Raw genomic sequence first — 14,014 nt, 5'->3', positions numbered from 1 at the left:
TCTGACTCACTCCCGTTCCGGCGATGGCAGACACCGGCACGGTCAGATCACGGCGGAGGCCAAGCCCCTGCAAATGGGCCGCCTGGCAAAGCCTGGACATGCTGCTGCCGAGCGCGGACTCGCCAGCAGATGGGTTTGAAGGCCCTATGCCTCATCGAGCAGGCGCTGATCGCTTCGAGGTTCTCGGTTTGGCAAACTGCGGCTCCACCGAGCGGTCGGCCGGGTCCCGCAAATCGGGTTGACCTCTACGCGTGAGGGCTTACTGAAGAACTCTCCGACGGCGAGAACTACTATCAGCTAACATCGCGGCGTGACGAAACCGGCGCCCCATTGGCTCCCGGAGCGCCATCTCGGCGTCGCCGCGACGCTATCCCACGCCGACGAGCTGATCGGGCAGGTCAGCGATCTCCTCTTCACGTACCAGACGCAACCCCACGGTGTGTTCGGCTTGCGCGAGGTTCGGGCCGGGTCGTTCAGTCGCACTGTGGTGGAGAGTGTCGCTCCGATTCCACGCAAAGTGCCACTCCTCGTGGCAGACGCGTTGGTCGCGCTACGGGCTGCGCTCGAACACGCACTGTTCGCCGAGGTCGAGTTTCTCGACGGTGCACCGCTAGATGAGAAGGCGGCCAAGTGCGTCGAGATGCCCGCATCGATCACATATGAGAAATTCGAGCAGTGGAAGAAGAAGAATCTCCGAGACCGGCCACCTTCGCTGCGAGAGGGCAGCGAGCTGGTGCGCCGTATCGACCAGCTGCAGCCTTTCCACCGGCTACGCAACCCTCAGCTGCACCCATTGGCTCGACTGGCACTCCACACCAACCACGCTAAGCACAGGACGCCTGCGCTCACCGCGGTTCGCCTGATCGCGATGTACCAGGATGACCAGATGCCGCGCTCAGTCCACGACCTTCCTATGCGGCCCGAAGAACCGCTGCGTGTCGGCGACGTCATCGCGCAGACGCCCATCGGCACGACGATCGACGTCACCCTGTTTCCGACGATCGGGATCAACCGGCCGGGAACGGACCGGTGGCCGGTGCTCATCCAGGAGCTCGACGAGATCTCGAACTGGGTACGTACGCAGGCAGTGCCGCGACTGCTCACGGGCACAGAGCCGCCCGAGCCGGCACTGCCGACACTGCCGACACGCTACGAGATCGCCGTCGGCCAGCAGGACGAACGCCACGCAATCTCAATGGGTTCGACCACATCGGCCGCAGAACGCCACAAGCAGCGGCTGACTGCTGCAACAGCACGGATCGGCATGGCCGAACTCATCGGTCAGACAGACGGAGCCCCGAGCGAACAGCAGATCACGGCATGGCTCGCACAGCTAACCGACGAGCAAGTGCTCGAGCGGCAGTCGAAATTGAAGGCCACCTACACGTACGATCCCGACATCCTGCTGAACAACATCGAAGTCCTGGAGCTTCTGCGTGGCGAAGCCCAGGAGTTCGAACGTGACGTTTAGCCTTCTCGCCAACTGAACCGACGCACCGGCTCGCCAGCGTACTGGTGACTGGTCGAATCTGCTGGTGCGCTTGCGTGCCGTCGGTGAGCGAACCTTGGTATGTCCAGATGGTGCGCCGCAACGATCATTAAGCCTGTTGATCGGCCTGGGCCAGTGAAAACGGGCCTTGGCACGACTGTCACGTTCCTCCGCCGACCGGAGAGGCCACGGTGTGAATCCGATTCAGCGTTATTGGATGACCGAGTCCAAGAGGTTGGAGCTCGCCTTCAGCTACCTGCGGAACGCCGCCTCCGATTCCGATGTCAAGGGCGGCGGAAACGAACAGATGATCGCAGAACTTCTGCGTAAGAGCTTCCGCGGCCACCACATCGTCACCAACACCCAGGTCATCGACTCGCATGACATGCAGTCGGCAGAGATCGACGTCGCGGTCTGCAATGCCTACCAGCCGTTCGAGCCGGACCCTCACCAACCGCTGCTCATCGTCGAGGGCGTCGACGCGGTGATCCAGGTGAAGGCAAAGCTCGACAAGCGCGAGATCGAGAGGACGTTCAAAAACGCGGCGTCGGTAAAACAGCTCCGCAGGAGATTCGTCGATCAGGACACCGTCAGAGTCGATGCCCTCGGCGACGCCGAACACTTCGTCATGCGCGTGCCCTACTTCTGCTTCGCGTTCAGCTCACTCGAAGACCGCACCGTCCACGACCACATCATCGAGGCGGCCAAGGACGTACCGTCAGAGCTCCAGCCCGACGCGTTCTTCATCCTCGACCGGTGCATGTTCCTCAATGTCAGAGACAACAACACGAGCCTGGCGCTGCGCATCCCCGTCTCGGGGTGGGTGCACAACAACGCCGGCGGTCATGTCATTCCGATGATGTTCAGGTACCTCTACAAAACCGCGCCACAGGTCCGTAGGTTGATGCACCCAGTGCTCTTCTACCCTATCAGCGACGAAGTGCTCTGACCGTTTGTGTCCATCTGACCGCATAGAGCAGCAGCTTGTACGCGAGGCGAGCTCTCCTGAGTCTGCGCGAAGGACGACCCCGGCGTTACTCGCCGGATCGAGGTCAGGGCCGCGCCGAAAGCTCTCGTGCTCGATCAAGTTTGTCGTAGGCGATAAGTAGCCGAAGGGAGTCCTTGCCGTCGATGAGGCAATAGCGCCGGCCCACACCGGGCTGAACTGCGAACGCTCGCAGTGTGGCTCGGACCGGTTCTTGGATCTCATGGCAGTGCTGCACTACCAGCAGTTGTGCTGGCGTCTGAGCTAGGCGGTAAATCTGGTCATTGTTCTTGCCGAGGTGGTTGAGCCCCATGGGAGCGAAGTTCGCTGGTCCTTTCAGCAGGAATGCGGCGGTGGTCCGTCTGCCGCCAAGGCGAAGATGCGCCGCGAAGTGGTCAGCCATCTCACCACCCCAATCAGCTCTGGCCGTGTCCCCGAGGACTTCTGCCAGGCACTGCTTGAACGCGGCTTCGCTGATGTCGCGCATGACTGAGAAGTCTGACGGGGTGGGTACGTCCCGAACGGCGGCGAAATCGTCGATGTCATCGATGAAGTTCTCGAAGAATGCATGGCTATACCACTCCGGTCCGGGGAACGGGTCGGTGCCGGTCTTCGAACTCAGCCAAGGTGAGCCCATGAGCAGAGGTTCAAAGATGAGCACCCCATCGCGATGGCTGCGCAGCTTGGCGACGACAGCGAGATCATGGCCGTCTGCTAGGTGGCTGCGAGTGGTGTCGGCTGCGATGTTGCTGGTCGAGTAGTGCAGTTCGACCTGGGGATGGTCAATGCCAGGCGTTATGACCTTGCTGACCGCACGCGGCCGCTCGTAGACCTCCGGTGCGGCAGCCAGCGTGACCGTTGAGCAGAACAACGTCCCCGATTGACCAGCCAGAACGTCACCTAGGGTCGGCGCTGGCAGGCGCTCGCAGAACAGCAGCATCATCTGCATATAGAGATGATCGATCCGCACCCGCCGCATCCAATCCGGCATGTCCGACGGCAACGCTCGTGCCCGATCGTCGACGACCGCGATGGCTTCGGGCGGAAGCACTGTCTGAATCAGCCGATGGTGCACAAATCCGGGGTCGATGGTCAGCTGCATGTCTGCAGTGCGCTGCTCGGGAGTCAGCCCGGTCCGCATCGCCAAGGTGTTCTCTTCGGTCTGCACGGGCGAAGCTAACACGTTCACCGTCCCGCCTCACTCATGCGACGTCGGCGTGTGGCCGGCATTAGAGAACGACCCGATCCGGGCTTCGGCGGACGCGGGTGCAGATCCGGTCTCACGAGATCCGGCACTTGCTCGTGTCTAGCCTGCTGACTCCGCCTACGGCTTGCACGAGGTTGCCGAACGTCTGGGCCACGACCCGGCGACGCTCATGCTCTATTACACCCGCGTCAACGCCGTCCGCCGCCGTCAGGCTGCCGACTACGCGGCGGCACTGGTCACGGGGTAAGCAGCCATACACCGGCAGGATTGGGCCGCCGGCGCCGATCATCCCGCAGTAGAGGTGTCGGCCCACGATGCCGATCGAGTAGTCCGGTCGGATGAACTTCCGATTTGGGGCGACTTCGGAGTAGGGTAGCGACCCGTCCTACGGTTAAGCTGGGCAAACACTACGTGGAAATGGTGCAATCACAGACCCCTTAACTGTGGCATTTTATACTTCTGGCGACCTCGGCAAACGTTGCCTAGTACACCGCTGACCCCTTTTATGACCTGGGGGTCAAGGGGTCGTCGGTTCGAATCCGGCCAGCCCGACAGAACGAAATAGCAGCTCAGGGGCGGCTTCTGCGAGAGCGGAAGCCGCCCCTGATGTTCTTCGAGACACGGTTTTTTACACGTACGAGCGTACGGTTTTGACGAACCCCGCCCACGGAACTTGGTGGGTCCGAGCTGGCCAAGGCTTCTTTGATCTTGGTTGTGGCCTGACGGATCTTGGGCGCCACTCTCAGATGCCCTGGTGGGCAGACGAAATGGCCACGGAAGTCTTCATGATCATGCGCGCGGGACGTGCCGTCGGCCCGGTCCGGCGGCGATCAGGGTGGCGGTCGTTTGTGGACTTTGGTGACACGCTCGGGACACGTGCTCACGCCGTAACCGCAGGTCTTCGACGCCGCACAGGCTTGGAGGAGATGTGCCGCTGGCCTTGACCGTGGTTCCTGGGATGTGTAGGCGTTGTGGTCCAGGCATCTGGTGAGACAGCTCGTCCTCCCTGGATGTCAACACCTCGGGAACCCGTGATGTGCGCTGGACCGCCGGCCGAGGTCGAGTACACCGCTCGTGGACACCTTGACCCACCCGCGCCCAGGGCGGCGAAGACGCCGCGAGCGAGGCCGACGTCGGCATGGCCGACCACGGCGATGGTCTGCGCGACCGGGCCGGAACGATCTGGCCGGGCGGGACTATGTACGGGAACCGGACGCCGGTCGCCCGGCGGTAGTGGTCCACCGGTAGTGCGCATGAGCGGGAGATAGCCGCGCCTGGGGGTGGGACAGCGCCCAGCTTGAACGCGGTCTGGGCAAGAGACCAGGTTCACGAACTACGGGAAGGGCGCCGGGCGCCCCGCTGACTGAGCAGCTCGGCACCCGGCTCCCGCACGTTCGTCGTGGATTGATCTTTAAACCTGCGTTGGCGTGGACCATCAGGTTGGCTGCCTGGCAGACCAGGCTCTTCCCGCTGACCTGGCCACCGCTGCCGTACTGTCCTCGATCCACAGGACGGCGGCTGTCGGCGGGCTGGGATATCTTCCCGGCCATGTCGACGACGAGCTACGCCTACGCCAGGCCGTCCGGTCTCACCGCCGGAGGCCTCGACCTGCAGACGTCCGGCGGGCTCAGCGCGAATCCCCGGTTCTTCGAAGGCTTCATGACGACTCCGCAGCCGGTCGCCGCCGGCCTGCTCGCGGTCGCCGATGTCGCACGTACCCGCTACTTCCAGCCCACCGGGCCGGGCAGTCTCGATCCGGTCGTCACGGGCAGCGCCGCGATGCTGCGCTTCGAGTCGTTCAGCGGCTGCTGCGGCGTCTATGCCCGACTCGACATCCTGCCATCGGGGCTGGACGGGCGGATGCTGGAGCACGGCACCACCAACATCGACGTCAACGACCCGTTGCGGCTGAGCCTGGCCAGGGTCACCCGCAACGACCCGCTGCATCTGGCGGTCGGCCCGGACGAACTGACGGTCTCCACCATGGGTGGTGCTGTCGTGGAGCGCAGGTTGCCGCTGCCGTCCCGCTGGCTGCGCGGATTCGCCGAGGTCGCGGTCATCGCGAGCGGCATGCGGGCACAGGCGGTGCTCGGCGCCGCGCAAGCGGCGGACTTCCTCAAGCGCCTACCCACCGACCGGTCGATCTTGTGGGCAGTCCCGGCCGGGCGGTCCCTGCGGCTGACCTCCCGCCCCGTGCCCGGGGCGGTCTGCGTCGCCGGTGCCCGGCGCCTGGCAGCCCTGCGCGGCATGCTGCGCCACGCCACCACGCTCACCGTCTTCGGCCCCGGCCCCGGCGCCGGACCGGACAGCCCCGCCCTGGCCAGCGCCTGGATGCTCGAATCCGCGACGACCCGGCTGCTGCTGACGCTGTCACCCGAGCCCCACCGCGGTTTCTCGGGCGAAGGCGCCGTGCTGAGCCAGCTCGCCACGGCGAATGTCACCGACGACGCCGACCTCGTCAGCGCGATGCTCGCCTGGGACCCGACGATCGCCGTCGACCGCCTCGCCGCCGACTGCGGTCTGCCGCCAGCGCGGGTCACCGCGGCGCTGACGCTGCTCGGTGCCGCCGGACGGGTCGGCTTCGACGTCGCCGAGCAGGCCTACTTCCACCGGGTGATGCCCTTCGGCACCGATGCCGCCGCGCGCCTCAACCCACGCCTGGCCGAGGCCCAGGCGCTGGTGGCGGCCGGCGCGGTATGCGACGCGGACGACCACACAGCCGTGACCAGCGGTGACACCGTCTACCGGGTCCGGGTCACCGTCGGCACGCCGGCCGGGTGCACATGCCGGTGGTGGAGCCGGCACCGAGGCGGCCGCGGTACCTGCAAACACCAGCTCGCGGTGCTCATCGTCCGGGGAGCGCTGGCCGAGGTGGCGCAGTGACCGCCCCGCTCCCGGCCGAACTGGCCACGGCGCTGAACAAACGTGACGTACAGCGGGTGCACGCGCACCTGATGGCAGCGTCCGAACGTGACCGCAAGGCCGCGTTCGCGGCCGTCGGCGCCTACCTGAGAGAAGAGTCGGGCGCTTGGATGGACGGTCACCTGGCCGCGGCAGGCGGGCTGGCGCTGCTCGGCTGCGCACCGACCGCCAAGAAGGCGATGAGTGCGCTGAACCGGGGCACTCTGAGCTGGCAGCGCCGTCACCTGCCGGCACAGGAGACCGCCGAACTGCTCGTCGCTCGGGGCGTGCCGTGGCTTGGCGAACTCGCCCGGCTCTGGGCGCAGACCGAAGGACCGTCGGCCGCAGAATGGCTGATCGTCGACGCGCTTGCCCGGGCGGCCGGGCTGCCGACTCCGCAGACCGAGGGCTTCACCCGCGGCTGGATCTCCTGGATCAGGGCGCAGGACGACCCCTACGCCGCCCTCACCCGCGGCGACTACACCCAACGGCTGCTGCCGCAGCTGTTCGCCACCGACGACATGGGCGCCATACTGGAGTTCACGTACTCCGGCACCGGCTTCAACGCATCCATGATCCGGCTCGCGGCCGAGGACCCGGCCATCCGGGCGATGCTGCTCGACGGCTGCCTCGCGCGGCTGCTACGCGGCGGGCGGCCAGGACAGCTGAGCGCGTACGTCACGCTGCACGATCAGCTCTCACCCACGCCGGAAGAGGTGGCCGGCCGGGTAGCGGACTACCTCCCGCTCCTCAGTGCTCACCTCGGCACCGCGGCCGCAACCGCCCAGCGCAGCCTGCGTGGAGCCGACGAAGCTGGGCTGCTCGACGTCGAGACGCTGATCGGCCTCGCCCCGGTGGTGCTGAGCCGCACCGAGAAGGGCTTGCTCAAGACGCAGGCGACCTGGCTGCGCCAGGCGGCCAAACGCCATCCCGGCCGCGCCGCCGAACTGCTCGCCCTGCTGGAGGGGCCGGCCGAAGCGGACGCGCTGGTGCCGGTGCCGCCACCGGCTGCGGTGATTCCCGAGATCGCGGCGCCGATCGCGAGCCTGACCGAGCTCGCCGAGGAGCTTGCCTCGATGCTCAGCGGTGACCCGTCCATCGCCGCGCGTGAACGTGTGCTCGCCGGGCTGGTCGAGTGGCACCGGCGCGGCCGCGCGGAGCTCGCCGCAGCGATCGGCCCGGTAGTGCGGGCACACGAGGGGAGCCTGGACAACCAGTGGGTCGCCGGCCCCCGGCTGCTCCTGGCCAAGGTGCTGTACGGGCTGATCGACACCGTCCCGGTCAGGCTGAACGACGTCGTGGGACTCCCGGACGACCTCGCGGTCGCCCATCTGCTCCACCGCACCGGACAGTCGCCGGATACCGTGACGGAGCTGCGGCTCCTCGACATCGAACGGCAGCTCACGCGGCGGCCGGTGCCGTTTCTCCTCGCGACGCCCACGCAGGTCAACGGCCATCTCGACCCGGCCGTCCTGCTCGACCGCCTCGAACGGGCCGAACGCGACGGCTGGCAGCCGTGGTCGGGGGATCTGGCGCAGGCGCTGCTGCGGATTCCGCGTACCGAGATCGAACCGGCAATCGCCCGCCGCGCCGACCGCCTGACCAGCCCGGCCGGGCTCGCGTTCGCCCGAGGGCTGCGCGACGGCCACACCGACCCGGTGATCACACGGGTCGAGCAGCACGGCCACAAGGGCAAATATCCCTGGCTCGCCGACCTGCCCGACCGCCGGATGGCCGTCGCCATGACCCCGCCTCCAGGAACCGATCCGGTGCAGACCGCAATCTTCACGTTGCCGTCGCATGATCAACCGCTCTTCCTGCCGTGGATGTCATCGCCTGGAATGTGGGCCGGGGCGCTGCCGTCACACCGCGACGTCGTCGCCGGTTGGGTCCTCGCGCGGCTGGCGATGTCAGCCGACAGCAGCGGCGGTGCCCATGGCGCGGCGGCTGTGCTGCCGCTGCTCGCCGAGGCGCACGGGCCGACCGGTGCCGCGACCAGCCTCGCCCTCGTCTACGGCATGACGGCGCCACAGGCAGCGGACCGGGTGGCCACAGTCGACGCGATCATCGGCTTCGGCGCAGGCGTGAACTGGCTCGAGGTTGGCGACGACCTCGGCGACTGCGTCTCAGCCGGCTCGATCAAGCTCAACCGGGCGGCCGAGACCCTGCGCAGCGCGGCGGAGGCGGGGGCCGTCGACGCCGTCTGGCAGATCTGTGCCGAGGCGCTACCTCACCTCCTGACCGCGCCGAAGCCGCGACGCGGCGTCGCCGACATCCTGCGGCTCGCCACCCGATGCGCGCGGGCGATCGGTCGGCGCGGCCGCATCGCCGGGCTGGCCGAGGTTGCGGCACGGGGAGGTGGCAGCGGGTACATCACCGCCGCCCGCGAGCTGCACGACGTGCTCGCCTAGGCATGATCGCGCAGTTCGCCTCAAGTTGGTGGCGGTACGCAGGCGCGGCGTGCCGACAATCGGGGCCGCCCATCGAGGACGCCGAGGTCGCTGCACCGTGGTGCGGTGCGGGTGGTCGAAGGAGGTCGGGCAGGAGAAGACCCACAGGCGGAAGCCGCGACCGCGGGTTATCCCAATGGGACTGTTCGGTCCTTCCAGGGCCTGGAACTCGCCGGGCTCGTCATCCACTTCGACCGGCCGCCAACTGCCGCAGCCATCCCCATCCCGGGCCACGACTGCATGCCCAGGGCACATCGTAACCCGGAATGGTGACCGTCCCTTCGGGAGCGATCCCAATGGCGCCTGCCTTACGGAGATCTGGCCCGATGAGATCGACCGGCCGACCGGCACTCGTATGCAGAGCGTGACTGCTTTAGTGTGCTGGAGTGAGCCGGCAGCCGCGAGTCCATGCTCGGCGCGATCGTCGTCGTCCACATTCACACCGCTCGGCTTCGGTCGGCAGATGAGGGTAGGGGCGCACGGGCGGCGAGCCGTCAACGTTGACTATCGGATGTGAGGAGCACCAAGCACCATGGCACAGTCGAAGACGGCGCACAGAGCCCGGCCAGACCATGGTCGGCTGTCATGGCCGCTTCCTGAACTGAGAGAGTTTCCGCAGCTGCCGCCACTCAGCGACAGTTTGCTCTCGAATCTCGCGGCCGCTGGCTGGCAACCTGGGCCGGGCTCCAACACATCTCGGTGGCTGCGCCTGGCGACCTGCCACTCCAGCTTCATGTATGAGGCGGGTCAGACGCCCGTGTCGATCGCCGCGCTGGGAGCTCTCTCTCACGTCGGATCGAGCTGGCTGGGAGTGGCAGTCGCCGACGTCGTGGTGGCGAAGGAACAGCTGGCCGACCGGGGGGTGCAGAACAGGTTCGTCGTGAAACTCCGGGACCCGATCCTGCGCCGGATCTCCGAGACGATGTCGGTCGCCGAGACGATGACCCTGGGCAAGGGGGAGGAGCCCAACCGTGGGCCTGGTGGCGTGGCGCTGAACGTGACCATGCAGATCCTCGGTGTCGTGTCGCTGTCGGGCGGATATCACACGGTGCGTCAGATGGTCGAACGACACTTCGACGCAGGCGACGGCGACGATCATGAGTTGAACGTCGACTGGTGGACCCATCTGGTCAACACGAAACCCTTCGGCGAGGTCGAGGTGGAGGTCGACACGGTCGGACCGGATCATGACGCCCGCTACGTCGTGGTGATCCGCGACAGCGGCTCCCGCTCCGGCCGCGGTGAGAGTCGGCGCAAGAAAGAGGCACGACAAGCGGCGGCACGCGACTATCTGCGCCAGGTCGGCGCGGCGCCGACCGCGGCCCGTGAGACGGCGCTCCGGCTGAAGGGGGAGCCACTGCCGTACCGCAGGCTCGACGACATACACGATCGCACTGTCGACCGCCTCCAGGCAGCATTCGACATCGAGTCGGGCCGACGCGCTTACCTCCAGCAGGCCCTGACGCACGGCTCATGGACATACGAGAACCCCGAAGCCTCCCGGAAGTCGAACCAGACCGACTACCGGCTCCTGGCCAACCACGGTTCATTCGTGCTCGACGCGTTCGCTGCGAGCTTCGTCGCGAAGGAGCGACTCGCCGACGCGCTGACAGAAACGGGCGAAGTGGGCGCGATCAGGAATCTACCTGAAGGCGCCTACTCCTCCGTCTTCGATCGTCTCGCGGTGCGACCGGCACTGCTGCTGGGCGCCGGTCAGAAGGACCAGTGCCCCCCCCCGACGATGAAGGCCGACGTCGTGCAGGCACTCACCGCCGTCGCCTGGCGCTTCGCGGGCGACCGAGAACCCTACCGGCTGCCCCCAGTCGTGACCGACTGGATCCGTACGACGGCGCTTGAGCACGACCTTGACAGCTTCTCCCGGTTGGCGCGAATCTGCGCCGCGTTCGACGGAACCGGCGCGGTCGAATACACCGTCACTGGGCCAGGCCACCGACAGGCGATCACGGCACACCTCAAAGCCGTCGTGGGCGACGTGGTCCTTGCGGCCGACGGAGGCCCTACCGCCGGAAAGGCCGCGGCGAAACAGCATGCCGCACAGCGTCTGCTGCGGTTGTTCGCCCTCGGCTCCCATGACGACGGCACCGGCTTGACAGGCGCGGAGCGTGTCCAGAGTGCCGCACTCATCCGAGTGATGATCGAGAAGCTGCCGCAGCTGTCGGGCCGGCGCCTACAGCGGTGCGTCAACGACGGCGTACTCGGTCTGGATAGGATCGCCTCGGCCGCGGCAAACGGCATCGACGCATTCCTGACCTGGGCAGAACGCGTAGACGAGATCCTCGGTCCGATACCGGGAACCACCTTCGAACAGTTGTGCTCGACCTATCGGGGCATCTGGACCACCTCACGGGGCCGCCGCCTGGAACAGGCTGTGCACAGCGTCGCGACCTGGGTCATGGGCCTCGACCCCGAAGACGAGGTCGTGGTGCGTGCCGCAGCCGAATGGGACCAGATGCTTGCGGTGACCGCCGCGCTGCGCGCCGCGACCACCGGGCGAAGCGAGCCGATCACCGAACTCGTCGCCAGATGGCAGCTGGCGGTGCCGGCGGAGGCCACCGACACACCATCATCCGGCTCAGCTCTCGGACCGGGCGAGGGCGCCGCCATCGAAGAGTGCCTGAACTGGATACGTCGCGCCACAGACACCGACGCCGCTCAGGCAGCGACCGTCCGGATACTCGGCGATGGCGTACGGGTGGAATGCGTCCTCGCAGAACCGGATCAGCAGGACCGGATGAGGACGCTCGCCGACCTGCTCACCGAGCTGGTGCCGGGCGTCCAGATCTTCCTCGACCCCGCGAAGTTCGCGGTCACCGCGCGGTTCATGCCGGAGACCGGCCACCGGTCGGTGGCCGCTGCCGGGCTGCTGGCAAGCGGCACCCCGGTGGACCACAGCCAGCTCGGGCAACTGGCCAACGTGCTGCACCGGCTGAAAAACGAGCTGGTGTGCCTGGAGGACGCGGCCCGACGTGCCAGGACCGGTGATCGCCTGTCGCGGCTGCGCAAGATGGCCGATGCGGTCGCCCACCACGAGTCCGCCTGCCAGCTTGCCGGGCACCTGAGCCGGACCAGGGGCACCGTCGGTCACACCGGCGAGGAGACGATAGAGATCGGGCGCTGGCTCGACGAGTACTGCGCCGGGCAGATCCTGCGGCTGAGGACGGGGCTACGGCTTACTCCGCCGAGCCGAGCGGGTCTGGTCGAAGTCCAGGTCGCGCCGTCGTTGCTCACCGAAGTGCTCGACAACCTGGTCAAGAACGCCGCCGAGGCGCTCGCCGACGGTGGTGCCATCTCGGTGGACTGGCACGCCGAACCCGGACATGTCGCCATCACGGTGGAGGATGACGGCCCCGGCCTGCCGCCACGCGTCCGGGACGCGTTCCTGCGCAACGAGACGGTCTCCTCATCCAAGAGCCATGGCTCAGGGCTCGGATTGTGGCTGGTGGGTAACGCTCTGCGCCGGATGCGTGCGGACATGAGCTACGTGCCGACCGACCGCGGTGTGCGATGGCTGATCCAGTTGCCCGTGCAGGGCCTCAACGAGGATCCGTCTCCGCCCGGCGCAGCAGACACCTACAGCGAGCAGATCGACCTTTCAGTGGAGCGTGACGGCATGCCTGACCAGGAGACAGAAGCTGGCACCCCCGGCCAGGCGATCGCCGGGCGGGGGAGGTGGCGCGTGCTATTCGTCGACGACCAGCAGAACGTGGCACGAACCATCGCACAGCACATCGAGAGCTTCGCCGACGTCATCGACTTCGCCGCGGACGGAACCGGCGCGTTGGCACGACTCGACGAACAGCCGTACGACGTGATCGTGAGCGACCTGCAGATGCCACCTGGCACCTGGGGCGGCATCTGGCTGCTTGATCAGATACGAGCCCGTGGCCTGCACACACCGGTGGTGGTGCTGTCCGGCGAGGGCGGGCAGGCCCAGACGATCGACGCGCTCAACGGCGGCGCCAAGGCCTACGTCGTCAAGTCCCAAGCAAGCGAGGTCCTGGCCGCCAGGCTCGAGGCCGTCATGGCCGAACACCAGCGCAACGCCACCGCCGATGTCCACCGTCTGCCGCTGCCGTACGTACTGGGAATCCAGCGTTTCCGCGCCGAGAGCGACCTCAACCTCAAGCTGCGTTTCGGCCACCGCGCCATCGAGGACTCGCTGCGTTTCCTCGGCTGCGTAGGCCTGGGCGAGACCGCGGCCGGCGGGGTGGCCCTCGCACCTGCCAGCGTGGTGGCCAACAAGATGACGATGGGCCGATGGCGTGGACTGGTGCAACGGCTGCGGGGACTGCCTGACAAGGATGCATACACCCACCAGGTCCTGCGCCACGTCGACGTCGACGGGCTACGGACCGCCGTGACCGATCGGAACAATGTCGGCCACGGAGCCGAGCCTCGCCGCGACGAGCTCGACCGCATGCTGGACCTCACCACGCAGGTGCTCGAGCAGCTTGCGGTTGGATTCGCGCAGGTCGCTCCCGATGCGGTGCTGATCCGGCAGAGCCTTGACTATGACGACGAGCAGTTTCTCGTCACGGCCGCCCGGGTCATCGGTCCCGGCCCCATCCTGCCGACCATCACGGTGAGCAGCGCCGTTCCGGTCGGCCGTGACTCCGTAGGTCTGTGGCGGCCGCAGCGTGGATGGATCCCCGTGCTTCCATGGCTCGTCGCGCGGCAAGGTGAGTCACGTGGCGAATGGTCGTTGTCATGCTTCGACGGCTTCGACCTCGCTGGGAGGGGGAGTGTCGCCAAGGTGTGGTACCGCGCTTTCGGGTCTGACCAGGTCTGGCACACATCCGCCGACCGGCGGTTCATGGATCTGCTGACAGGGCGACCTGCGCCCGGCGAGCAGTCAGCTGCCTGAACGGCCGCATACACGTCGGTGACCGGCAGTACGCGCGCCGATCCGGTCGTCGGGTGCGGGCCCGCAGGCAGCACGGGCCCGCCAGGGCGGCGGGGTC

Annotated in this window: 6 protein-coding genes; 5 read left to right on the top strand and 1 reads right to left on the bottom strand. The window is 67.1% G+C overall.

Annotated features, from left to right (window positions below; translation table 11 throughout):
* Positions 1 to 310 precede the first annotated feature (310 nt).
* Together QEZ54_RS20550 and QEZ54_RS20545 are read left to right on the top strand one after the other, a co-directional pair.
* Positions 311 to 1,471 carry a hypothetical protein gene (locus QEZ54_RS20550; RefSeq protein ID WP_281306292.1) on the top strand — a complete coding sequence of 387 codons (1,161 nt, stop codon included), beginning with the start codon at positions 311 to 313 and terminating at the stop codon, positions 1,469 to 1,471.
* Positions 1,472 to 1,706: 235 nt separating this feature from the next.
* Entirely contained in the window at positions 1,707 to 2,438 is a 732-nt protein-coding gene (locus QEZ54_RS20545) for a DUF6602 domain-containing protein (RefSeq protein ID WP_281306291.1), read from the top strand.
* Between the two features lie 103 nt (positions 2,439 to 2,541).
* Here QEZ54_RS20545 and QEZ54_RS20540 read toward each other — a convergent pair whose 3' ends face one another.
* Positions 2,542 to 3,642: a hypothetical protein gene (locus QEZ54_RS20540; protein ID WP_281306290.1), complete on the bottom strand. Its 1,101-nt coding sequence runs from the start codon at positions 3,640 to 3,642 to the stop codon at positions 2,542 to 2,544.
* 1,587 nt (positions 3,643 to 5,229) lie between these two features.
* On the opposite strand from QEZ54_RS20540, the gene QEZ54_RS20535 reads away from it, so the two are divergent.
* The 3 genes from QEZ54_RS20535 to QEZ54_RS20525 all read left to right on the top strand — a co-directional run bounded on the left by QEZ54_RS20535 (position 5,230) and on the right by QEZ54_RS20525 (position 13,917).
* Positions 5,230 to 6,564, top strand: coding sequence for an SWIM zinc finger family protein (locus QEZ54_RS20535; RefSeq protein ID WP_281306289.1), 1,335 nt, complete (start codon positions 5,230 to 5,232; stop codon positions 6,562 to 6,564).
* On the top strand, positions 6,561 to 8,993 hold the full coding sequence (locus QEZ54_RS20530) for a DUF6493 family protein (protein ID WP_281306288.1): 2,433 nt from the start codon (positions 6,561 to 6,563) through the stop codon (positions 8,991 to 8,993). Before QEZ54_RS20535 ends, QEZ54_RS20530 begins: the two co-directional genes overlap by 4 nt.
* A gap of 571 nt (positions 8,994 to 9,564) precedes the next feature.
* Positions 9,565 to 13,917: a response regulator gene (locus tag QEZ54_RS20525; RefSeq protein WP_281306287.1), complete on the top strand. Its 4,353-nt coding sequence runs from the start codon at positions 9,565 to 9,567 to the stop codon at positions 13,915 to 13,917.
* Positions 13,918 to 14,014 lie beyond the last annotated feature (97 nt).

This window comes from Catellatospora sp. KI3 (assembly GCF_029948125.1).
Lineage (GTDB): Bacteria > Actinomycetota > Actinomycetes > Mycobacteriales > Micromonosporaceae > Catellatospora.
Note: the sequence above shows the minus strand (reverse complement) of the source record. Positions and strands in the feature narration are given on the sequence as shown.

Excerpts from the sequence above, each read along its gene's own strand:
- QEZ54_RS20545 (WP_281306291.1), top strand. The coding sequence starts at position 1,707 with ATGACCGAGTCCAAGAGGTTGGAGCTCGCCTTCAGCTACCTGCGGAAC.
- QEZ54_RS20535 (WP_281306289.1), top strand. The coding sequence starts at position 5,230 with ATGTCGACGACGAGCTACGCCTACGCCAGGCCGTCCGGTCTCACCGCC.
- QEZ54_RS20525 (WP_281306287.1), top strand. The coding sequence starts at position 9,565 with ATGGCACAGTCGAAGACGGCGCACAGAGCCCGGCCAGACCATGGTCGG.